Origin of the sequence: Aeromonas molluscorum, assembly GCF_051376105.1 — a bacterium.
GTDB classification, from domain to species: domain Bacteria; phylum Pseudomonadota; class Gammaproteobacteria; order Enterobacterales; family Aeromonadaceae; genus Aeromonas; species Aeromonas molluscorum.
In genome coordinates, this window is sequence record NZ_JBPQCY010000001.1 from 1,366,508 (window position 1) to 1,389,115 (window position 22,608).

The following is a 22,608-nucleotide window of genomic DNA, read 5'->3' on the forward strand; positions in this document are numbered from 1 at the left end:
GGTAAAAGGAGCGGGGCTACAGGCCCTGTTGCTGGAGCCCCGCCAGTCTGTCTGCACATGATCAGGCTGTGACGGGGCCCTCTTGTATGAAGAGTGGTCAAGAGGCATGGTGTCATCAGGACGAATGGCACGGAGGCCAGATGCAGATCGACTTCATGACCCTCTGGGATTATCAGGATCCCGTCACCAGCGCCACGCGCTTTCAAACTCAACTCGCCGAGGCGGTCGCCAGCGGCGATCTCCCCCTCGAACTCGAGCTGATTACCCAGCTGGCACGTACCCACACCCTGCGCCACCAGTTCGATGAGGCTCATCAGTTGCTCGATGCCATGACACCCCGCCTCACCGCCCACACGGAACGGGCCAGGCTCAGGTGGCTGCTCGAACGGGGACGCTGTTTCAACAGCGCAGCCGACAAGGAGGCCGCCCGTCCGCTGTTCGAACAGGCCTGGCAGTTGGCTCTCGCCCTGAACGAGGATTACCTCGCCATCGATGCCGCCCACATGGTCGCCATCGTCGCTCCCCTGCCTGAGCAGAGTCGCTGGCATGAGCTCGCCATCACCCTGGCAGAGCGCAGCCCGGATCCCCTGGCTCGGGGCTGGCTGGCCAGCCTCTACAACAATCAGGGCTGGACTCTGTTCGAGCAGGGTCGCTTCGACCAGGCCCTGATCTGCCAGCAAAAGTGTCTCGCCTGGCATCAGGCTCAGGGTCATCAGGGCAAGACATTCATCGCTCGCTGGAGCCTGGCGCGCATCCAGCGTGCCCAGGGCCAGCACCAAGAGGCATTGAACGCCCTGCTGGCCTTGCAGACCGAGATGCAAGATGCGGGGGAGCAAGAGGATGGTTATCTCTATGAGGAGCTGGGGGAGAACTATCTGGTCATCGATGAGACGCTGGCTGCCGAGCCTTTCGCCCGCGCCTGGTTCCTGCTCTCTCAGGATGCCTGGTGCCGGATCAACGAGGGAGAGCGGTTGGCCAGACTCAAACAACTGGCCCGGCTCTGAGTCATGACCTGGTCCGGCGCCGGTCAATCCCCCATAGGCCAGCCCCGGTGCAACCTGGCATCAGGTGTTGATCTGGCTGATGGCCGGGTTCTTTGGTCATCTCATCTTCCCCAGGCTCAGCCGAGAGCCGCCTCTTCCCAGCTCTGCTTCTTGCGATAGATGGTGGAGGGGCTGATTTCAAGCAGGGCTGCCGCCTTGGGGATGTTGCCGTCGCAGCTGGCGATGGCCCGCTCTATGGTCTCCTTTTCCACCTGCCAGAGCGGGCGGATCGGGGCATTTTCCGCCACCGCGGCCGCACTGTCGGTCGTAGCCGATGCGGGGGTCGCCGCCAGCAGGCTGGCGTGGCTGCCGTTGAGCGGAGGCGGCAGAATATCCGGGCTCACTACGTCGCAGTCGTTGAGCACGACGATGTTGCGCACCACGTTTTGCAGCTCGCGTACGTTGCCGGGCCAAGGGTAATCGAGCAGCACCCGCACGGCGCCTGCATCGAACTCCTTGAAGCGTTTGTTCTCCTCCTTGGCATAGCTCTGGAGCAGATTACGGGCCAGCAACAGTATGTCTTCGCCGCGCTCGCGCAAGGGGGGAAGAGTGAGGGGGATCACGTGCAGCCGGTAGTAGAGATCCTCACGAAAACGCCCCGCCTTCACCTCGGTCAGAGGATCCCGGTTGGTGGCGCAGACGAAGCGCACATCCACCGTCTCCAGCTTGCCGCTGCCGACCCGCTGCAAGGTGCCGGTCTGAATGAAACGCAGCAGCTTGCTCTGCAAGTCGAGATCCATCTCGCAGACCTCATCCAGAAACAGGGTGCCACCATCGGCCAGGCTGGCCGCCCCCTTGCGATCCCCCTGCGCGCCGGTGAAGGAGCCCTTCACGTGGCCGAAGATCTCGCTCTCCATCAGATCATGGGGAATGGCGGCGCAGTTGAGTGCAATGAAGGGCTGATCCCGACGCGGACTGCACTGATGAATGGCTTCGGCGCACACCTCCTTGCCGGTGCCGCTCTCCCCCGTGATGAAGACGGTCGCCTTGCTTGGCGCCGCGCTCTCTATGATGCGATATACGGCCTGCATCGGCATGGAGGAGCCGATGAAACCGGCGAAGGAGCTGCGCTCGAAGTTCTCCCGGTATTGGGCCACCAGGGAGCTGAGTTGCTGATGATTGACGGCATTGCGCACCGTGGCGCACAACCGTTTGCCATCGAACGGCTTGGTCAGGAAGTCAAAGGCCCCCAGACGCATCGCCTCCACCGCCACATCCACCGAGCCATGGGCGGTGATCACCACCACGGCGCTGGGCAACTGCTGCTCGGTGATCTGCTGTAATATGTCCATTCCCGACATGTCCGGCAGCTCGAGATCGAGCAACACCACCGTCGGCGGCTGAGTCAGCAGCAACTCGATGGCACGCAGGCCACAGTCGGCCGACGTGACCTCATAGCCCTCCTGCCGCAGGTACTGCTCGTAGACCACAGCCAGACTGCGGGTGTCTTCCACCAACAGCACTCGAGGTTTGTTTTCCGCCACAGTGACTCATCCTTGCAATTGATTTGCTTGTCTATTTTGATGGGCTATCGCCACGGACTCAAGCCTGCGATGGTTTCTTTCTTCCCCCAAAAGGGGGTTGGCACCAGTAAAAACGGCTCCCGAGGGAGCCGTTTTTTATCACAGAGTCGCCTTACTGCTTGGCAGCGGCGTCCGCTTTGGCGGCATCGCCTTCGGCGGCCGGCTTCTCGATGGCGAGCAGCTCAACATCAAACTCCAGTACGGCATTCGCCGGGATGGAGCCTGCGCCGTGCTCACCATAGGCCAGCTTGGAAGGCAGGAAGAATTTGAACTTGGAGCCAACCGGCATCAGTTGCACGCCTTCGGTCCAGCCCGGGATAACCTGATTGAGCGGGAAGGTTGCCGGCTCACCGCGATCGACGGAGCTGTCGAACTTGGTGCCGTCAATCAGGGTGCCGGTGTAGTGAACCTTGACCACATCGGTGGCTTTGGGTTTGGCGCCATCACCCATCTTCTCGACCTGATACTGCAGGCCGGATTCGGTGCTCTTGATGCCCTCTTTTTTCAGGTTGGTCGCCAGGAACTCTTCACCCTTTTTCAGGTTGTCCTGCGCATCCTGATCAGCCTTGGACTTGGTCAGTTCGTTGATCTTGGCATCATAAGCCTGCAGCACTTTCTGGATCTCTTCATCCTTCATGTCTGCCTTCTTGTCCAGGCCGTCGGTTACCCCTTTGAGAATAACGGCGTTATCCAGCTTGATACCGAGTTCTTGCTGGCGCTCGAGGGTATTGGCGATATAACGACCCATGGAGAGGCCAATAGCATAACCAGACTGTTCTTCGAAGCTCTTGGCATCAGCCTTAGGGGCCTCTGCCGGCTTGCTGGCTTCTGCCTTTACCTCTGCATTCTTGGCGGCAGGGGCTTCATCTTTTTGGCAAGCAGTCAGACCTACGGCAACGGCCGCGGCCAACAGGGACACCTTCAGAAAATTGTTCATCAGTTTCTCCAAAACTCTAAATACCGCTCTCGGTTCCTTCGTGAAATGAGAGGTTTATCGTGATAAGCGCCTTATACTAACGCCGTGATCGCAGGTAACGAAAGCATGAGACAGGAAAAATGATAAAAAGTGCCATTTATCTTATCGGTATTTGTCTGATACTGACTGGCTGTCATTCGGAGCCTCCTTCCGACCGCCAAATCCCCCTCTCCAGCGTCGGAGCCGTGAGCGCAGATTTGAGCACTGATGGCAAGCTGGCCCTGGTCACCAGCATCGAACAGGGCACCCTCGTCTGGGATCTGGAACAGAACAAACAGCTATGGCGCTGGCGCCTCTCCGACGACCCCAAGGAGCAGGTGTTCATCACTCGTTTCGGACCGGGCGACAGCCATGCCGTGATAGCAAGCCTGGATACCTTTGCCATCTGGCGACTGGATAATGGTCAGGCAGAAGGCTACTACTCCCTGCCCGAATCCAAACTGCGCGACATCGCCATCTCGAGCGATGGTCGGGCAGTGCTGGTCGGGCGTGAAGATGGCAAAGCGGAATGGATAGATACCCGCTCCGGCCGGCGCTTGCAGTTTCTCGGCCATACCGAGCAGGTCAACAGCGTGGATCTCTCCCCCAATGGCCGCTATGCCCTGACCGGTGGCAATGACTACAGCGCCTATCTGTGGGATACCCAAAGCGGCCAAGTGCTGCACCGCTTCAACCATGAAGGGCGAGTGGTGATGGTGCGTCTCGATGAGTCCGGCCGCTATGCCTTCACCGCCGACAGTCGCAGCGGCCGCATCTGGGATCTGGTCAGCGGCAAGGAGTTGAGCCGACTCGACAAGCAGGCCCGCTTCGAGGTGTACACCAGCGCCCGCTTCGTCAATCAGGGCCAATGGCTAGTCACGGGGGCCCCTTCGCGCAAGCTGACTCTGTGGCAGGTGAAAGATGGCAAGGCGCTGGCAAACTGGGAGGTAGCACCTCGTCCCGGGGTCAAGCCACCGAGCGCTGTGGTGTACGCCGCCGCTTTGCGCGACAATAGCCACCTCGTCAGCGCCAGCTCCAGCGGCCTGGCAGAAATCTGGACCATCAAGTGAGGACCCAAGGCCCATGAGCCAGCAAGAACGCGAACGCATCGAACTCCTGGAAACCCGTCTCGCCTATGCCGAGTACACCATAGAGCAGCTCAATGACGAGGTGACTACCCAGGGCCGCGAACTCGACAGGCTCAAGCATCAGATCCAGTTACTGATCGACAAGCTGCAGGGTGTAGAGCCGAGCCAGATCGCCAGCATGGCGGAAGAGACCCCCCCTCCCCATTACTGAGTCGTCGCAGATAATGTGTCGCCCATAAAAAAACCCGCGCCTGGCGCGGGTTTTTTTATGGAAGAAGGCCGGGGATCAGTGTTGGTGATCCTTGCTGCCGCAGCTGCCGCCACCGCAGCAACCGCTCTTCTCTTCGGCTTCATCATGGCTGTGAGCATGATGGCCACCGCCACAGCAACCACCGCCATGGTCGTGATCATGGTCGTGGCCGTGGTCGTGATCATGGCCGTGGTCATGGCCGCAGCCACCGGCACCGTGTACGTGGCCGTGAGCCAGCTCTTCGGCGGTGGCGGCGCGCACGTCCTTCACTTCCACCTTGAAGGCCAGGGTCACACCGGCCAGGGGATGGTTGCCATCTACCTTGACGAAGGTCTCGGAAACCTCCACCACGGTCACGGGACGGTGACCATCGTCAGTCTCTGCCACAAAAGTATCCCCTTCGGACACTTCCATGCCATCAAACAGCTCGCCCGGCACTTCTTGTACCAGGGTCTCGTCAAATTCACCGTAAGCCTGGGCCGGGGCCAGGGTCACTTCGAAGGCATCGCCCACACTGCGACCTTCCAGCTCGGCTTCGAGGCCGGAGACCAGGTAACGAGTGCCGTGCAGATAGATCAGCGGCTCTTTGCCGACTGTGGTGTCGATGACTTCACCGTGTTCGTCGGTGACCGTGTATTCCAGCGTGACTACGCTCAGGGGAGCTACTTTCATGTCAGTGATCCTGCGAATAGAGAGAAAAAACCGCCCCAGAATACCCTAAAAAGCAGGGCAAGCATATGGCGAGCGCCACAGAGGGCTCAGGAGCCCCCGCCCTTATTCAGGACGGAATACCCCTATGACCTGCTCCGCCTGACGGCCCGCCTCGGTCACCGCTTCCTGAGTCTGCACCTGGGTATCACCGCACTCGACACAGGTCACCTTCTCGACTCCATGCTCCATATACAGCATCATGGTGTCAATTTTGCCGCACGCCGGGCATTTGGCCCCGGCAATGAAGCGTTTTTTACGTCTGGTTTCCATTTTTGTTACCTCCAGGCAGCATCATATCAGGATTTTCCCATGCATCACGCCCTCGAATGCCAGCATTTTTCTCCCCGCTACCTGCAGGTCGGAGCCCGCAAGCGCGCCCCCATGGGCCAGTTGCTGCACCTGATCAAAGGCGTGGCTCTGCTGCGCCTTGGTCAACATGAGCTACTGATCCCCGCAGGTAGCAGCTTCTGGCTGCCCGCCGAAGCGCTGGCCGCGTTTACGCCTCTGGCGGGCTGCGAGTACGCCTTGTTAAGCTGTTCCATGCGCCTGTCCCAATCAGGCCAGTCTGGCTGGCTGACACCTTCCCCTCTGCTCGACGCCTTGCTGGCCTCTCTGCACCACTGGGATCGCCCCCGTGATTGGCAAGGTTCCTATGGCGAGCGGCTGCGGGTGATTCACGATGAGCTACAGCACAGTCCACTTATCCCTCAGGCTCATGGCGCCTTGCAACAGGCCTGGCAGGATCTGGCCAGTGGCAAAGAAGAGGCGCAGGCCAGCTGGAACAGCATCGGGGGGCAGTGGCTTGATGGTGCTGCACTCGCCAGTCAATGGCGTCTGGTGCAAGCGCTGCGCCTGCTCAAGGGGGGAAGCAAACAAACGGCCCTCGAGGCCAAGCTCCACTATAAAGAGGGGGAGCTGGAGCAAGCCTGCCAACAGTGGCTTGGCTGCCCCCTGGCCGAGGCCGCAGGCCGCTAATCCGGCGCCAACATCTCGGATGCCAGGTCCAATGCAGACACTCACCGCCAGGGAGGATTACAGATTTCCCCTTGGCGGTCGCTAACAGAACAGAACCTACGCATGCCAGTGCATCAACGCTGCTCGCTTAGCCCCTCTTCTCTCGAACACAGGATTTTTGCCATGAAAAGCAAGGCCAACCAATCTCAGGGAATGTTGCTGTTTCACCTCGCCGCTCGCCAGTCATTTGCCATCGGCACCCTCAAGGTGAAGGAGATAGTGCCCTATACCCGATTGACCGCCCTGCCCCACTCCCATCCGACCGTGCTTGGCGCCGCCAACATGCGTGGCACCACTATTCCCGTCATCGACATGGCCATGGCGGTGGGGTATCGGCGGATCAGCGAAGAGGAGATGGCAAACTGCTTCATCATCATTACCGACTGCCGCCGGACCCTGGTCGGTTTTCTGGTGCGTGGCATCGACAAGATAACCGAATGCAACTGGCGCGATATCGAGTCGCCGCCCCCGGCCCTTGGCAGCAATGTATTCGTCACCGGGGTGACCCGGGTCAATGATCAGTTGATCCAGCTACTGGACGTGGAGTTGATCCTGTCGCGGGTCTACCCGGACGATCCCAGCCATCTCTATCCTGTGCTGACCGATGTGCAGCGGGAGCGCATCAAGCCGATGCGCATCCTGCTGGTCGATGACTCCTCTGTGGCTCGCAAGCAACTGACCGCGGCCCTCGACTACATCAACATTCCCTACGATGTCTGCACCAACGGCAAAGATGCCCTGGCGCTGATGCAGGACAGGGCCAGCAAGGGGATGCCCATCGACATACTGGTCAGTGACATCGAGATGCCGGGGCTGGATGGTTACGAGCTGGCGTTCGAAGCCCAGAGCGATGCGCAGTTGGCCGGTGCCTACATCATATTGCACACGTCACTGTCGAGTGAGATCAGCGTCGAGCGCGCTCATCAGGTCGGTGCCCATGAGGCTCTCACCAAGTTCGAGGCCAATGAGCTGATCCAGGCCATGCTACGCGGTGCCGAGCACCATGACAGTCTGGTAAGCTAACTGAGCTGTTGTGCTGACCACCTTCACCCAAGGAGGAGCTGAGCCGATGATCATGGCTACGCAGCAGCACGTATCACAACAATCGAGCCACACGCGCCCTCATATTGGATTGACGCCAGCATGCTGACCGAGAGTCATTTTCGCGCCCCCTGGTGGGCCCGAAATCCCCATCTGCAAACCATATTGCCCAAGTGGCTGCGGCGCCAGCCAATCCGCTATGTGGCCGAGCGCTTCGAGCTGCCGGACGGCGATTTTGTCGATCTGGCCTGGAGTGGCGCCATCAGTGCCGATAACCGGCCATTGCTGGTGCTGTTTCATGGTTTGGAGGGCAGTGTAGAGTCCCACTATGCCCGCGGCATACTGCAACACGTGCAGCAACGGGGCGAAGAGGCGGTGCTGATGCACTTTCGCGGCTGCAGCGGCGAGCCAAATCGCATGCTGGGGGCCTATCACTCTGGGGCCATCGATGATGCCCTGGCACTGCTCGCCGAGCTGGCGCGCCGTTTTCCTGGCAAGCCACTGCTGGCGGTGGGTTACTCCCTCGGTGGCAACATGCTGGTCAACCTGCTGGCCCGAGCCTGTCCGCCAGCCCTCAAGGCGGCGGCCGTGGTCTCGGCGCCCATGCGGCTAGACGCCTGCTCTGCGCGGGTCAATCAAGGATTTTCCAAGGTCTATCAACGCTACCTGCTGGGCACAATGCGCGCCCACCTGCTGCGCAAGCTGACGGTTCATCCCCAGGCGGCCGCGCATTTTCGGGCCACAGACATCAAACGCATTCGCACCCTCTACCAGTTCGATCAGCAGGTCACGGCGCCGCTCCATGGGTTCGACAGCGCGGATCACTACTATCAATGCTGCTCCGGCCTGCCACTGCTAGGCCAGATTTCAGTACCGACCCTGATATTGCACGCCGCCGACGACCCCTTCATGACCCACGCGGTGATCCCCCAGCCCGAGCAGCTCTCGCCCCAGGTGCGCTATGAGCTGAGCCAGCAGGGCGGGCACGTGGGCTTCGTCTATGGCTCCCCCTGGCGACCCCGCTTCTGGCTGGAAGAGCGCATCAGCCAGTGGCTGGATGAACAGGGTTACGGCGCGACCGCATGATGATTGCGCCCCTGCTCCTTGACCCGGTAGAGGGCGCTGTCCGCCCGCTCAAGCAAGTCGATGAGCGTCTGCCCCTGCTGCCACTGGGCGATGCCCTGACTCAGGGTGAGGTGGGGGGCCACCGTTGAGCCAGCATGGGGCAAGGCGCGTGCGGCCAGGGTGGCCCGAATACGCTCTGCCACTTTGATGGCACCGCGACAGTCCGTTTCGGGCAAGAGCACCACAAACTCCTCTCCGCCATAGCGAGCCACCAGATCCCCCGGCTCCCGCACACTCTCCTCCAGGCACTCGGCCACCAGGATCAGGCACTCATCCCCGGCCTGATGGCCGTAGTGATCGTTATATGGCTTGAAAAAATCCACATCGAGCAGGATCACCGTCAAGGGAACGTTCAATCTGGCCCCTTGCGCGATGGCCTCTTTGCTGGCGATATCGAAATGACGCCGATTGGCTATCCCGGTAAGAGGATCCTGGTGCGCCATGGCATCGAGCCGCTTTAGCATCAACTCCTGTTCATATTCACGGTCGACCGCCAGGACAAACCAGCTGGTGAGCATGCGTCGCCCCGTCTCCAACAAAATAAGCAGGATCAACATACCGGACCCGAAGAGCCAGGGAAACGCCACAACGTTGATCAGAATCTGGCTAATTAGGCTCGCCAGAATAGGCAAGCAGAAGCCATACAGGACCTGGCTCATCGGATAAAACGAAATGAGCCCAACCAGCAACAGGGTAGCCGCTATGGCAGGCTCCATGGTTCCCCTGCCGGGCAGCTCTGTCTTGAGCAAGGCATAGATGACACTGGCCCAGAGGCATCCCCATAGCAGCGCCAGAATGAAGACTGCCTTGCGCCAGCGTGCCAGCGGCCATCGCTCCAGCCAATACCAGAGCAGCGGTTGCAGGAGCAGTACCAGCAAGAGCAGTTCGACATGGATGCCCAGCTGCCAAGGCAGTGCTCCCTCCACCACCAAATGGGCATCGTGCATCGCCTGGACATGGAACCACATGAAGGCGGCGATCATCAGCTGTATGCCCCAAGCCCAGCGGGCTCCCTTGATCAGCGCCTGACGGGTGGCTTGTGCCAGCAGATGCTGACGCTGCGGCGATTCACGCCGGTTGGATAATGAGGACATCGCCCCCCCATGATGAAAGAAAAACAGTTTGCAGCGAGGACGCCCTGATCGACAATGAGGCCATGCAAATCAATGAGCCGAGTTTATGATCATCCCCTGGCAAACCCTGGAACCCGATACCCTGCTACGACTGATTGAACAGTTCGTATTGATGGAGGGCACTGATTACGGTGAACAAGAGTCCAGTTTGGCGGACAAAGTTGAGTCCGTGAAAACGCAGTTACGCCAAGGAACGGCGGTGATAGTGTACAGTGAGCTGCACGAGAGCGTGAACATAGTACCGACCGATCGCTTCGACTCATCCAAGGCAGAAACCCCCTAGGACAAGCGCATATCCGCCGCCCCCGTTCGGCTCATTCTCATGGACAACCCCTCTTCATTGCAGGGATAACAGCAAGGAAACAGACGCTTATGTCGGCCAAGCATCCCATCATAGCGGTGACCGGTTCCTCCGGCGCTGGCACCTCCACCTCGACCAATGCCTTCCGCTCCATGTTCCACCAACTCGGCTATCAGGCGGCGGTGATCGAGGGCGACAGCTTTCATCGCTACACTCGCCCCGAGATGGATGTCGCCATCCGCAAGGCGCGGGAACAGGGTCGCCACATCAGTTACTTCGGACCCGAGGCGAACGACTTCGCCCTGCTGGAATCCTTCTTCCAGCAATATGGCCAGGATGGCAGCGGCCAGTACAGACGCTATCTGCACTCCTTCGACGAGGCTGTGCCCTTCAATCAGATGCCGGGCACCTTTACCCCCTGGCAGGATGTGGCCAGCGAAACTGACCTGATGTTTTACGAAGGCTTGCATGGGGGCGTCGTCACCGAGGATCACAATGTGGCTCGCCATGTCGACTTCCTGATTGGCGTGGTCCCCATCGTCAACCTGGAGTGGATCCAGAAGCTCATTCGTGACACCTCGGAGCGCGGCCACTCCCGGGAGGCGGTGGCCGACTCCATCGTCCGCTCCATGGATGACTACATCAACTTCATCACCCCCCAATTCTCGCGCACCCACATCAACTTCCAGCGAGTACCGACCGTCGATACCTCAAACCCCTTCAGCGCCAAGATCATACCCAGCCTCGATGAAAGCATGCTGGTCATCCGTTTTCGCGGTATCAAAAACGTCGACTTCCCCTACCTGTTATCGATGATCGATGGCGCCTTCATGTCGCGCATGAATACCATAGTGGTGCCAGGCGGCAAGATGGGTTTTGCCATGGAGCTGATCCTGCGCCCCCTCATCCAGCAGCTGATCGAAACCGGCAAAATCACCTGATAGTAAGGAGCAAACTATGCCGAAAGCCCTGAAAAAACTATCCGCACTCATGCTGCTTGGCGTGCTTGGTGGCTGCAGCAGCGGCCACCAGGCCCCCGTGGTCGACATGGGTACTCAGGTGATCCGCCCGGCCAGCCACTGGCCTTTCCCGGCCCAGCCACGCTATGCCCTGGCCGAGCAATATCAATACTCGGGAGCCAGTACCGAAGGCTGGCTAGAGCCAATACAACAAGCCGTCAGCCGGGAGCTGGATGCCAAGGGCTGGCGCAGCGCCCCCCTGGACGAGGCCGATGTTTGGGTCGCAATCGGCGTCGCCGGTGCCCAGGATATCAGCGATGACGAGTTGTTTGCCCGCCTCGGCATGAATCCGGGCGTGCAGGCCAAGGCCGGAGAGCGCAAAGGAACCCTCGCCATCATCTTGCTCGACAGACAGAAGCAACAGGCCGTCTGGAGCAGCGCCATCCAGCTCACGACGGACAGTGCCATTCCTGAGTCCGAGCGGGCGACCTTCAGCCAGGAGCTGGCCACCAAGATGCTGGACAAGCTGCCCTGATCCCGCAAGCAGCACAGGCTAGAAACGACAGAGGCCTGCAGGATGCAGGCCTCTGGCTTTAACGATGCGGCGCGCTTATTTCAGCGTGCAGTTCATCAGGGTGACCCCTTTCTGAGTCAGGGTCAGCTTGTCGCCCTGGATCCAGAACATGGTAACGCCATCTGAGTAGCGGGCACTCTCTTTCTCGGACTCGACACGCCCCAGTTTCTGATACACCCCGTTCAGGGGGAATTGCACCATGTCGGCCTGGGGATCATAGGTCACCGCCAACATCTCTTCACCACACTGGTACTGGTTGTATTGATACTGGGTCGGCTGCGGTGAGCTGCAGGCGGCCAGCCCCAGTACGGGGATCAGAACGACTAGTTTATTCATTGCACTTTCCTTATGTGATGACGAGCGAAGCTGGGGTTCAGGCCTCAATGATTTGATAACTATGGGTAATTTCGACCGCTTTTTCCAGCATTAGGGAGACTGAACAGTACTTCTCCATGGAGAGATCCACGGCGCGGGCCACCTGCTTTTCAACTAGCCCTTTGCCGGTCACAACGAAGTTCAAGTGAATCTTCTCAAACACCCGAGGCACAGTATCGACCCGTTCACCCGATAACTCCACATGGCAGGCGGTCACGGTCTGACGCGCCTTCTCCAGGATGGACACCACGTCGATGGAGCTGCAACCGCCGACTGCCAGCAGGATCAGTTCCATCGGGCTGGCCCCCTCTCCCGGGTTGGCGCCATCGAGGGTAACTTGATGGCCAGACTCACTCTGCCCCACAAACTTCATGCCTTCAACCCAACTGACCTTGGCTTTCATCTTCACTCACCTCATTGTTCGATAGTGCGGTCCGGGCGGACGCGATGCCATAGCATACCTCAGCCAGCCACCCTCCTGCATCTGACCTCAGCCAGCCGAGTCCCCCAGAGACCCTGGCAACCAACGCAACGTGAGAAAAAGCGCCATGGAAGCGGCTTATCTCACCGCGCCCACCCCCCTCTCTCTTTCCTGATTGCCCCTAGCGGCACAGAGAACCTGTGGCTAACCGGATCAAAATCAACGTTTACGGCATTTATCTTCCCTAGAATGCCTCCCCAGTGCAGTAGCTGGCGTCCAAAGGAAGCCCTAAGCCTTGTCAGCACAGACAAAGGCTCTTATCCTACTGCCACTGACACAAGGAAGGGCAAGACTGGCAACTTGTCTGGACGCATAACGTCCCGTAAAGACACTACAGAGGAAATCTCATGGTCATTGGCAAACCGCAAAGCGATCCCACCCTGGAATGGTTCTTGTCGCACTGCCACATTCATAAGTATCCCGCCAAGAGCACCCTGATCCATGCGGGTGAAAAAGCGGAGACCCTGTATTACATCGTCAAGGGTACAGTGGCTGTCCTCATCAAGGACGATGAGGGGAAAGAGATGATCCTCTCCTATCTCAACCAGGGGGACTTCCTCGGCGAGATGGGCATGTTCGAAGAGAACGATAACCCGGAGCGCAGTGCTTGGGTTCGCGCCAAGGGTCCCTGTGAAGTTGCCGAGATCTCCTACAAGAAGTTTCGTCAACTGATCCAGGTCAACCCCGAGATACTGATGCGCCTCTCCGGCCAGATGGCGCTGCGTTTGCAGCACACCAGCCAGAAAGTAGGTAACCTGGCCTTCCTGGATGTGACGGGCCGGATCGCTCAGACCCTGCTCAATCTCGCCAAACAGCCAGATGCCATGACTCACCCGGATGGCATGCAGATCAAGATCACCCGTCAGGAGATAGGCCAGATTGTCGGCTGCTCTCGTGAAACCGTCGGCCGCATTCTCAAGATGCTGGAAGAGCAAGAGCTCATCTCGGCCCACGGCAAGACCATAGTGGTATTTGGTACCCGCTGATAACGGCATCCTCACCCAAGACAAAGGCTGCCCAGGCAGCCTTTTTCGATCCCGCTCCTGTAAAAAGCGCCGCACGCCAAGATAAAACGCATCTGAGCCGCCCTTTTCGCCGCAATCCCCCTATAATGCCCCCCTATCAGCAGTCTCAGCATCAGGCTCGGCCTGCAAGCACTCTAGATCCGAAGCGAGAATCCCATGCACCTGCAATGTCCCCGCTGCCGCAGCCCACTGCACCTTCATCAGGCCTCCAACGGTCGCTATTGCGATAACAAACATCACTTCGATCCTGAACCGGAAGGTTATCTGGATCTCATCCCGGGCAAGAAAAACCCCAAAGATAGTGACAGCCGCTCCCTGATGCGCGCCAAGCGCAACTTTCTGGAACAGGGCCACATGCAGCCCCTGGTCGAGGCCATGGCCACACTACTCGCCCCCTTGGGTGAACGGGAGCTTGTCCACCTCGGTTGCGGCGAAGGTTACTACTGCCGTGCTCTGGCTGAGCGTCTGCCCGGCTGGCGCTTCGGTGGGGTCGATCTGGCCAAGAATGCCATCTTCGCCGCCAGCAAGGCACAACCGGATGCCAGCTTCATCATCGCCGATCCGGCCCGGGCGCCACTGCAATCGGGCAAAGCCGATTTGCTGCTGGTCAACGATCTCAAGGTCAAGACGGAGCAACTGTGTGACTGGCTGGCACCGGGGGGCTATCTGCTTTATCTGCAGCCCGGTCCGCGCCATCAGTGGCAGCTGAGAGTCAGCCTCAATCCGGTCAGCATGGAACATCCCCTGAGCTGGCCGACCTTGACCGGCCTCAGCCAGATCGCTCAGCAGCGCAGTCAGTTCTCCCTGAATCTGGATCAGAGCCTGCGCGGCTTCGTGCTCGAGACCAGCCGTCTTGGCTGGCGCGCCGACGCCGAACAGCGCCATCTGTTTACCCAGCAAGGTCCGGATGAGCTGGAACAGGATCTGTTGCTGAGCCTGTGGCAAAAGCCGCTCATCAGCTAAACAATAGAGGCCCCCGAGGGGTCTTTGTTGTTTCCACTCGCCAGGGATGCCTCTTGGCTACCCGCAGTCTCCCGCCAGAAAGCAAGGTGGAACGCCGGTACGGGTATGGTGTTTCACACAGCCTTTCTTAATGCTGCGCCGCCGACACCAGCCGCCAGGCTCTGTCCCTGCGGACGACCCTGGATCTGCAAAAATAACAAGGGGCGCCATTAAGCGCCCCTCTCCTTCAGCTTGCTCTTTATCACATATCTTCGCGTATCAAGGGCAGCTAGCGGCGCCCATATCTTGCCAGACAACGGCAACGCCGGGCTCCTCCCCTTTCGTCCAGTACTGGGCCTTCCAGTTGTGGCCATTGTGAGTGGTCAGCTCGCCCGCGTTGTAGGCCACGGCGGCATCCCAACCCAGTTGCACCTGGCTTATCAGCTTCCACTGATCGCTGCTGCGACTCGGTTCATTGCCCTGGGTCCAGTATTTGGCCTGCCAGACCAGGCCGCCATGACTCACCTTCTCGCCACCGTTGTAAGTGGTCGTGGCGCTCCAGGCAGGCCAATTGGCAGCATCCGGATCGGTGGCGCCACAATCGCCACCACCACTCACCGGCGTGACCGTCAGCCGGGTGCTGGCCTGGGCATCCAGGGCGCCGTCGGTGACGGTCACACTCAGGTCATAACCGGTTTCGGCAGTGACGCTCGGCCCCGTCACGACCAAGGTCGCGCTGCTCTGCCCGGTGGCGGTCAAGCCGGCCGGTACCGTCCACTGGTAACTGAGGGTATCCCCGTTGGGATCAGTGGCCTGCGCCTGGATACTCACCTGCTTGCCAGACTCGACCTTGGCGGTGGCAGGAAGCACCACGACTGGCGCAAGATTGGGCTGAGGTGCCTTGTTGGTCACCACGACCTGATCCTTGGCTGTGAGTCCATCGGCATCGGTCACCGTCAATTCGAACACCAGATTGACGTCCTGAGACACCTCATCCAGGTTGAAGCTGGCTTGCGCCTGATTGGCTCCCGCCAACTGGACGGCCGGACCTGATACCTGCATCCAGCCGTAGCCTATGGCCGAGCCTTCGGGATCTCGGGAGGCCGAACCGTCCAGGGTCACGCTCGCCGGGCCTGTTACGCCGAGATCCTTGCCCGCGTTGGCAATGGGCGGCTTGTTGACGGGGGAGGTGCCACTGCCATTTCCCAACCCCTCATGCATGGCGTTGAGAATGTCACCATTATCCGAGTCAATCTCCCAGGAGAAGAGGCCGCCGAGCTGGTTTGCCAGCACATACTGCCCCTTGGCCTTGACCGAACGATCGTTGTCGAAGGTGATGAGATCCCCGGTGCTGGCCTTGAACACATAAGGTGCCTCTGCCACCTCGTCATAACCCTGTTCCCAGCCAGCCCCCATGTAGTCATTCACGATCTGGCGGTAATCCACCACACCATTCTCCCAGGTGCCCTTGACCGGCCCTGTGGCGGTGCCGGTGAAGGGGTTGCCAGCCTGGTAGCCATTCACCCCGGTCCAGCCGCGGCCATACATGGCCGCCCCGACCACTATCTTGCCCGGGGTCACACCCTGGCCGAGCAGCGTCCTGACCCCCTTGTCGGTGGTGTACTTGGTGTTGGCATCCCAACTCGCTTCAAACAGGTTGGTCTGATGACCCAGTTCGGTATTGGTCCAGGCTCCGTTGAAGTCGTAACTCATCAGGAAGATGTGATCCATGTACTGCTGCGCCGCCTGATAATCGACTTTGGCAATCTTGTCGCCACCGGCACTGATCGCCGAGGTCAGCTCGTACTGGCGACCTGTGGTGGCCTCCAGCTCGTCGAGCATGGCGCGCAGCTCCTTCATCAGGGTCACATAAGTGGCACCATCATTGGGGCCACCCAGGCTGGGATTGGCTCCCTGCCCCCCCGGGAACTCCCAGTCGATATCTACCCCGTCGAAGAACTTCCAGGTCTGCAGGAACTCTTTGACCGAGGCGACGAAGGTGTCGCGCTTGCTCTTGTCATCGAGGAAATAGAAGGGGTCGGAGAGGGTCCAGCCACCGACCGATGGCAATATCTTGAGGTCGGGATGCGCTTGTTTCAGGGCCATCAGGTTACCGAAGTTGCCTTTATACGGCTCATCGAAATCCTTGAGGTTGCCCTGGGGCATCTGGATGGCGGCCCAGGGGTCATGCATGGCCACCTTGAAGTCGGCACGCCCGGCACAGGCTCGTTGCAGCGCCTCGAAGCTGCCTTCGATCTCCTTGAGGCTGTCATTGATGCCATTGCCACCGCAGATGGGGGTAAAGCCATAGAGGATGTGGGTCAGGTTCTGGGCCGGGATCTTGTCGACCGTGAACTTGCGGCCATAGACGCCCCACTCCACGTAATAGGTACCGACTACTTTGCCGGACTTGTTGGTGTAGGGTTTGTTGTTCTCTTGGAGCGGCGTATTGAGGGGCAACAGATGACTGCCGTCGGTGTCGGCGACCACTATCTCCTTGGCATCGGATCGGGTACAGCCACCGGCGTTGCATAGCTCGATCTGCATCTGGTAGCGACCGCCCTTGGTCACCTTGAAGTTGGCGGTGCCGGAGGCACCGGACGGGCCGCTCCACACCTCGACGCCGTCCAGCAGCACCTTGGCGGTCTGACCCACATCGCCGGACCAGAGGTTCCAGCTCACGCTGACCGGGGCGCCGTCGGCATGGACGGTCACCAGCTTGTTGTAGGCGGTCGCCGCCTGATCCACTTCGACGATGGCAAATTTGGTTTCACCCCATCCGATGGTCGGCTTTCCTGGGGCTGCGGCATAGGCGGAGGAGGCAAAGAGCCCGGCCACCATCAAGGCCAGCAAGGAGGGTTTCGGACTTAACATGTTGAATTTCCTTATTCGTTTATCATTTTATTTACGAAAAAGGCAACGCATGTCAGACAGGTACAGCAGACAACATTCCAGGCTGGCTTGGCGTCCAGCTGGAAACACAGTCCTGTGGTGACCCCGCTATCTTAGGTACAACAGACCCTTAGACCGGAAGTTTTGCGTCCCGGCCTTTCGACCGGTTTGCCCTTTGGCACAACTTGATTCGCGATCAAAATAATCGCCAAGGAAATATAAGGTCCAACCGAGCAGGCAGCAAACCCCCCAGGTGAGTCACCCCTTGTCGCAGGGATTCAAATAGCACAAAAATACGCAATTTATCGGCTTAAAAGGCCATTTATGCGACGATCCTCTGCCAAGTGGTTTACCTGCAAACAGAAGACTAATGTGTTAATTCGTGATCATCATCAAGTTTGCAGGTCCCGCTCATGCTGTTCATCAGCGCCCTGAGCTTGAGTGGCTTGACCGGCTTGCTGATATAGCCATAACCATGCTCACGGATCTGGGCCTGCAGTTCGCCTTTTCGATCCGCACTGATGATGATGCCCCCCACGCCGGTACCGAGGGCAAGACGCAGCATATGCAACGCCTGCAACCCCGTCTTGCCATCGTCGAGGTGGTAATCGGACAGCACCAGATCCGGTTTGAAGGTCTCCACCAGTGTCAGGGCCTGGGCCAAGTCCTGCACGCAGCGTACCTCACAGCCCCACCGCCCCAGCAGGGAGGCCATGGCAACCAGTATCTCGGGTTCATTATCGAGACAGAGCACCCGCACCCCGGCCAGCTGGCTATCCCGCCGAGGCTCAGGGCTCAGGGCTGTTCTGGCAACCAAGGGGCGGCTGGCGAGGTTGAGACTGATGGCAAACACAGAGCCGGCCCCGGGCCAGCTGCGCAGTGTCAGCTGATGTCCCAACACCTGCGAAATACCGCGGGCGATGGCCAGACCCAACCCCAGTCCCTGCTCACGGGCAGTGCGGGAGTGATCCAGACGTTGGAACTCTTCGAAGATGGCTTCCTGCTTGTCCAGGGGGATGCCCGGCCCGGTGTCCCATACCTCGATGCGCAGCTGCTGACCCTGGCGGCGACAACCGAGCAAGACCCGTCCACCGGGATTGTAACGAAATGCATTGGTGAGGAAGTTTTGCAGCACACGGCGTAACAAGCGCACGTCGCTGTGTACGGCCAGCCGGGTATCGACCACGGCAAACTCTATCTCTCCTGCCTGGGCCAGTACCCCGAACTCGGCCTTGAGGTTGTCAAAGACATCCGCCAGGGCAAAATCGAGCTTCTTGGCCTTGAATTTGCCCGCCTCCAACCGGGAGATGTCGAGCAAGTCGGTGATGAGATCCTCGGTCGCCCCCAGGGCATCATCGATGTGACGGGCGAGACGGGCCGCTTCTCCCTCATCGGGCAAGGTCTCAATCAAGGAGGAGGTAAACAGCTTGGCAGCATTGAGCGGTTGAGTCAGATCATGGCTCACCGCCGCGAGGAAACGGCTCTTGGAGTGATTGGCCCGCTCAACCTGCTCGTTGACGGTGCGCAGCTGGCTGTTGAGGGCCGAGAGCTCACGGGTTCGTTCGGCCACCCGCGCCTCCAGATGTTCATTGGCCTCACGCAGCACCCGTTCCGCATCGCGAAAGGGGGTGATGTCGGCGAAGGTCATGACGAAGCCCCCCCCGGGCATGGGATTGCCTTGCAGCTCGATAACCCGGCCATCCGGGCGCTCCCGGGAAGAGAGGTGGGCGCTGCCGCGCTTCATGAAACCGACCCGCCGGGCCACGTGGGCCTCGACCTCTCCTTGGCCGCACAGCCCCTTGACGGCGTTATGACGGATGATCTCCTCTATGGGGCGTCCCACCTGGATAAGTCCGGCCGGATACTGGAACAACTCGATGTAACGTTGATTCCAGGCAACCAGCCGCAGCTCCCTGTCCACCACAGAAATACCCAGCCCTATGTGCTCGATCGCCCCTTGCAACAGGCCACGGTTGAAGCGCAGCACATCCGAAGCCTCGTCCACTATGGTGGCTATCTCCTCGAGCTGCATGTTGCGGCCCTGCAGGGCGGAGGCGAGTACCAGCCTGGCCGACGAGGTGCCAAACACCCCGGCCAGCAACCGCTCCGTATGTGCGATCAGGGCGGCGCTGGCCTGCATGTGCGGTGCCAAGGTGCCACCGGACTCACCGGCGAAGCGCCCGAAGGAGCGCTTGACCCGGCTCGGGCCGACGAAGCGGGCCGCCAGCATCTCCAGCTCCTTGACGCTCACCTTGGCCTGATAGAGTGCCGCCTGATCACGACTGGGCTGACCGACGAAGTTGGCCGCCTGCAGCCGCTCGCTCACCGCCGCCCGGGTCAGCAGGGAGCCCGCCACGTAGCCGAACAGGTTGAGCACCAGGCTGAGGAAGAGGCACCAGGCCCCCAGACTCAGCTCGCGAAATGCGGGCCAGTCGGGGGGGGCCAGCATGGCCTCCAGAGGCGAGCCCGCCAGCAGGCCGCTCTCGGCCAGCAGGGTGATGAACCAGAGGCTGATCCCAAGCCCCAGGCCGAGATAGACCCCCTTGCGGTTGCCATGGCGCCAATAGAGGCCGAGCAACAGCGCCGGGGCAAACTGGGCCACGGCGCCAAATGAGAGGTAGCCGATGCGCGACAGGCTAGTGAGATCGCCGAGCCAGAGATAGAGCGCCCAGGCCGCCAGCAGGATCAGCAAGATGGCGCCACGCCGTACCTGCAGCAACAGATGAACCAGTCGCTCATCCCGGCCCTGTTGCCAGAAGCGGCGCAGCAGCACAGGCAACACCAGATCGTTGCTGACCATGATGGCCAGGGCGATGGTGGAGACGATGACCATGCCGGTCGCGGCCGAGGTGCCGCCAAGGAAGGCCAGCATGGCCATCCCTTGATTGCCAAGCGCCATGGGCAAGCTGATCACATAGGTATCCGAAGCCATGCCGGCACCGACCCACTGTTTTCCCGCCAATGCCAATGGCCAGATAAAGAGCCCCATCAGGAACAGATAAACGGGGAAAAGCCAGCGCGCCCAGTGCAGATCCTGGCCCTGATTGTTCTCCACGACAGTCACATGGAACTGGCGCGGCAAGCAGATCACCGCACACATGGTCAGCAGGGTATAGATGGCGAGTTCGAGCAAGTTGCCTGGGCTGACATCGACCACAGAGGCGAAGAACGCCTGGGTGACCAGATCCCGGCTCTCGCTGGACTGCCCCAGGATGAGCCAGAGTGCAAAACCTCCCACCACCATGAAGGCCAGCAGCTTGACCACAGATTCGAAGGCGATGGCCACCACCATGCCCCTGTGGTGTTCGGTCGCATCCAGGTTGCGGGCCCCAAACAGTATGCTGAACAGGGCCAGCAGCAGGGTGACTCCCAGGGCCAGCTGGCCGGTATTACCGGTGTTGCCGACCAGGGTATCCCCCGCCATCAGCAGATCCAGCCCGGTCACTATCGCCTTGAGCTGCAACACCAGATAAGGCAGCACCCCTATGATGGCCACCAGGCTTATCAGCATGGCGAGACGTTGGGATTTGCCGTAGCGGGCGGCGATAAAGTCGGCGATGGAGGTGATGTGCTCGCGCTTGGCGACCAGGATAAGTCGGGCCAGCAACCGCCAGCCAAACAGGAACACCAGCATGGGGCCGAGGTAGATGGGCAAGGGCGACCAAGGGGACTCGCTCGCCTGACCGACGGTGCCAAAAAAGGTCCAGGAGGTGCAATAGACGGCCAGCGACAGGCTGTAGAGCAGGGGTTGCCCCTTGAGGCGGCGGCGCTTGTTTTTGTCCGCCACGAAGGCGATCAGAAACAGCAGCCCCAGATAGGCGAGGGACAACCCTATGAGCAACCATCCCTGGTGCATGACTCACTCCTTGTGATCAACTGTGTGCAGCGGGGCCCGGCGTACCGCAGCATCGGCCCCTTGTAACAAAACTCAAGTCAGGCGGACGATGGATGCTCTGGCTTGAGGCGCAAGACAAAGACCGGCAGCACCACTAGGGCCATGATGAAGAAGATGCCGCCGCCCAGAGGCTCAAACAGCAGGCCAGAGAGTGTCATCAGCGCCGCCACCGTGATCCCGAGAGAGAGCGCGGCATAGAGCGCCTGGGTGGGGATCAGCTGCTCGGGTGCCAACCCCCGGGTCATGAAGCGGACGGCCCCAAGGTGGCTGATGCAAAAAGTCACCCCATGCAACAACTGGGCAAACAGCAACACACCAAACTCGGTGGTTGCCCCGAGCAGACCCCAGCGCAGCAGACAACCAATGGCACCAATCAGGAACAGACGCTGGGCGCCAAACCGGCTGAAATAGCGCTTGTCGGCGGCGAACATGGCTATCTCGGCCACCACTCCCAGGGCCCATAAATAACCTATGGTAGTGCCGCTGTAGCCGGCTGCTTTCCAGTGAATGGCGCTAAAGCCGTAATAGGCGGCATGACTGCCCTGCAATAGCGCAGTCACCAGCAAGAAGCGGCGCACCGCGGCGCTCTTGAGGGTATCACGCAGGGAAGCGTGGGCTCGCTCCCCTTTTACATTCTGCGGGGCTGGCCTGAGTGGCAACCAGCTGAGCAGCAGCATGAGCCCCAAGCCCAGCACCATGATGTGCAGCACCCACTGGCTGCCCCAGTCGGTGATGAGCGCCCCGACCAGGGTCGAAGCCAGGATGAAGGCCGCCGAGCCGCAGAGTCGCACTTTGCCATAATCGAGTTGAGTCTGCAGCACCATGCGGGTGGCCAGCGCCTCCCCCATGGGCATCAGGGTCGGATAGATGAAGTTGGCTACCAGGGTCAATGCCACCAGCCACCATAACTGGTGGCTGAGATAGAAACCAAGGAAGGCGAGCAGGGAGAGCAGACAGAGCAGCCGGGTGACCGGCAGCAGCTGGGCCGCCCCCTTGATACGTCCCATCACCATCAAGTTGCCCGCGAAACGGATCGCCATGCCTGCACCGAGCAGCATGCCGATAGCCTCGGCACTGACCCCTATCCCCTCCAGCCAGAGCGACCAGAACGGCAAATAGGCGCCATAGACAAAATAGAAGGCGCCAAAAAACAGGGCTAACCAGGAGAACGCAGGCATAGGACCTCACAGGGCCGGATCGGGACGCAGATGATAACCCATTTCCCGGGCAGGATCCCGAGCGACCCCGCCCGGATAATCATGAAAAATATCAATAAAATTG

21 protein-coding genes and 1 riboswitch are annotated in these 22,608 nt (G+C 60.0%); of the genes, 11 read left to right on the forward strand and 10 right to left on the reverse strand.

Annotation, left to right across the window (positions count from 1 at the left end; all coding sequences use genetic code 11):
• The first annotated feature begins 140 nt into the window (after positions 1–140).
• Positions 141–1,004 (forward strand): tetratricopeptide repeat protein, encoded by an 864-nt coding sequence (locus tag ACSMDR_RS06510; RefSeq protein ID WP_436467676.1) that lies wholly within the window; start codon positions 141–143, stop codon positions 1,002–1,004.
• A gap of 116 nt (positions 1,005–1,120) precedes the next feature.
• On the opposite strand, the gene ACSMDR_RS06515 is transcribed toward ACSMDR_RS06510, so the two are convergent.
• A complete protein-coding gene (locus ACSMDR_RS06515; RefSeq protein WP_436467677.1) occupies positions 1,121–2,527 on the reverse strand; it encodes a sigma-54-dependent transcriptional regulator in 1,407 nt (468 codons plus the stop codon).
• Positions 2,528–2,678: 151 nt separating this feature from the next.
• Positions 2,679–3,503, reverse strand: coding sequence for an FKBP-type peptidyl-prolyl cis-trans isomerase (gene fkpA / locus ACSMDR_RS06520; protein WP_040318966.1), 825 nt, complete (start codon positions 3,501–3,503; stop codon positions 2,679–2,681).
• Positions 3,504–3,622: 119 nt separating this feature from the next.
• On the opposite strand from fkpA, the gene ACSMDR_RS06525 reads away from it, so the two are divergent.
• Both ACSMDR_RS06525 and ACSMDR_RS06530 read left to right on the forward strand, forming a co-directional pair.
• Positions 3,623–4,591: a WD40 repeat domain-containing protein gene (locus ACSMDR_RS06525; RefSeq protein ID WP_436467678.1), complete on the forward strand. Its 969-nt coding sequence runs from the start codon at positions 3,623–3,625 to the stop codon at positions 4,589–4,591.
• A gap of 13 nt (positions 4,592–4,604) precedes the next feature.
• Positions 4,605–4,820, forward strand: coding sequence for a SlyX family protein (locus ACSMDR_RS06530; protein WP_005896700.1), 216 nt, complete (start codon positions 4,605–4,607; stop codon positions 4,818–4,820).
• Positions 4,821–4,895: 75 nt separating this feature from the next.
• Here ACSMDR_RS06530 and ACSMDR_RS06535 read toward each other — a convergent pair whose 3' ends face one another.
• Positions 4,896–5,531, reverse strand: coding sequence for an FKBP-type peptidyl-prolyl cis-trans isomerase (locus tag ACSMDR_RS06535; RefSeq protein ID WP_436467679.1), 636 nt, complete (start codon positions 5,529–5,531; stop codon positions 4,896–4,898).
• 102 nt (positions 5,532–5,633) lie between these two features.
• The gene (locus ACSMDR_RS06540) at positions 5,634–5,840 is read right to left on the reverse strand and encodes a YheV family putative zinc ribbon protein (RefSeq protein ID WP_005896704.1); all 207 of its coding nucleotides are present in this window, start codon (positions 5,838–5,840) and stop codon (positions 5,634–5,636) included.
• Between the two features lie 39 nt (positions 5,841–5,879).
• Between ACSMDR_RS06540 and ACSMDR_RS06545 the strand changes: the two genes are divergently transcribed.
• The 3 genes from ACSMDR_RS06545 (at position 5,880) to ACSMDR_RS06555 (ending at position 8,711) form a co-directional block, all read left to right on the forward strand.
• Positions 5,880–6,545, forward strand: coding sequence for a hypothetical protein (locus tag ACSMDR_RS06545; protein ID WP_436467680.1), 666 nt, complete (start codon positions 5,880–5,882; stop codon positions 6,543–6,545).
• Between the two features lie 162 nt (positions 6,546–6,707).
• Positions 6,708–7,607, forward strand: a complete 900-nt coding sequence (locus ACSMDR_RS06550) for a chemotaxis protein (protein WP_436467681.1) — start codon at positions 6,708–6,710, stop codon at positions 7,605–7,607.
• A gap of 120 nt (positions 7,608–7,727) precedes the next feature.
• A complete protein-coding gene (locus ACSMDR_RS06555; protein ID WP_436467682.1) occupies positions 7,728–8,711 on the forward strand; it encodes a hydrolase in 984 nt (327 codons plus the stop codon).
• Here the strand turns inward: ACSMDR_RS06555 and ACSMDR_RS06560 are convergent.
• Complete coding sequence (locus ACSMDR_RS06560; RefSeq protein WP_436467683.1) at positions 8,693–9,844, reverse strand: GGDEF domain-containing protein; 1,152 nt, start codon at positions 9,842–9,844, stop codon at positions 8,693–8,695. The genes ACSMDR_RS06555 and ACSMDR_RS06560 overlap by 19 nt on opposite strands.
• An 85-nt stretch (positions 9,845–9,929) precedes the next feature.
• Here ACSMDR_RS06560 and ACSMDR_RS06565 point away from each other — a divergent pair, with 85 nt between their 5' ends.
• The 3 genes from ACSMDR_RS06565 (at position 9,930) to ACSMDR_RS06575 (ending at position 11,678) form a co-directional block, all read left to right on the forward strand.
• A complete protein-coding gene (locus ACSMDR_RS06565) occupies positions 9,930–10,166 on the forward strand; it encodes a YheU family protein (protein WP_436467684.1) in 237 nt (78 codons plus the stop codon).
• 89 nt (positions 10,167–10,255) lie between these two features.
• A complete protein-coding gene (locus ACSMDR_RS06570) occupies positions 10,256–11,125 on the forward strand; it encodes a phosphoribulokinase (protein WP_005896722.1) in 870 nt (289 codons plus the stop codon).
• 16 nt (positions 11,126–11,141) lie between these two features.
• Complete coding sequence (locus ACSMDR_RS06575; protein ID WP_436467685.1) at positions 11,142–11,678, forward strand: DUF4136 domain-containing protein; 537 nt, start codon at positions 11,142–11,144, stop codon at positions 11,676–11,678.
• 75 nt (positions 11,679–11,753) lie between these two features.
• On the opposite strand, the gene ACSMDR_RS06580 is transcribed toward ACSMDR_RS06575, so the two are convergent.
• Together ACSMDR_RS06580 and ACSMDR_RS06585 are read right to left on the reverse strand one after the other, a co-directional pair.
• Positions 11,754–12,053 carry an MliC family protein gene (locus ACSMDR_RS06580; protein WP_436467686.1) on the reverse strand — a complete coding sequence of 100 codons (300 nt, stop codon included), beginning with the start codon at positions 12,051–12,053 and terminating at the stop codon, positions 11,754–11,756.
• A gap of 37 nt (positions 12,054–12,090) precedes the next feature.
• Positions 12,091–12,495 (reverse strand): OsmC family protein, encoded by a 405-nt coding sequence (locus ACSMDR_RS06585; protein ID WP_005896732.1) that lies wholly within the window; start codon positions 12,493–12,495, stop codon positions 12,091–12,093.
• 425 nt (positions 12,496–12,920) lie between these two features.
• Here ACSMDR_RS06585 and crp point away from each other — a divergent pair, with 425 nt between their 5' ends.
• Both crp and ACSMDR_RS06595 read left to right on the forward strand, forming a co-directional pair.
• Positions 12,921–13,559 (forward strand): cAMP-activated global transcriptional regulator CRP, encoded by a 639-nt coding sequence (gene crp, locus ACSMDR_RS06590; RefSeq protein WP_005896734.1) that lies wholly within the window; start codon positions 12,921–12,923, stop codon positions 13,557–13,559.
• Between the two features lie 195 nt (positions 13,560–13,754).
• Positions 13,755–14,561: a putative RNA methyltransferase gene (locus ACSMDR_RS06595; protein WP_436467687.1), complete on the forward strand. Its 807-nt coding sequence runs from the start codon at positions 13,755–13,757 to the stop codon at positions 14,559–14,561.
• Between the two features lie 258 nt (positions 14,562–14,819).
• Here the strand turns inward: ACSMDR_RS06595 and ACSMDR_RS06600 are convergent, their stop codons facing one another.
• The 3 genes from ACSMDR_RS06600 to ACSMDR_RS06610 form a co-directional block, all read right to left on the reverse strand.
• The gene (locus ACSMDR_RS06600) at positions 14,820–17,414 is read right to left on the reverse strand and encodes a glycosyl hydrolase family 18 protein (RefSeq protein ID WP_436467688.1); all 2,595 of its coding nucleotides are present in this window, start codon (positions 17,412–17,414) and stop codon (positions 14,820–14,822) included.
• Positions 17,415–17,527: 113 nt separating this feature from the next.
• Positions 17,528–17,615: riboswitch (cyclic di-GMP riboswitch) on the reverse strand.
• Positions 17,616–17,799: 184 nt separating this feature from the next.
• Positions 17,800–21,288 (reverse strand): hybrid sensor histidine kinase/response regulator, encoded by a 3,489-nt coding sequence (locus tag ACSMDR_RS06605; RefSeq protein WP_436467689.1) that lies wholly within the window; start codon positions 21,286–21,288, stop codon positions 17,800–17,802.
• Positions 21,289–21,365: 77 nt separating this feature from the next.
• Positions 21,366–22,505 carry a 3-phenylpropionate MFS transporter gene (locus ACSMDR_RS06610; RefSeq protein WP_436467690.1) on the reverse strand — a complete coding sequence of 380 codons (1,140 nt, stop codon included), beginning with the start codon at positions 22,503–22,505 and terminating at the stop codon, positions 21,366–21,368.
• Between the last annotated feature and the right edge of the window lie 103 nt (positions 22,506–22,608).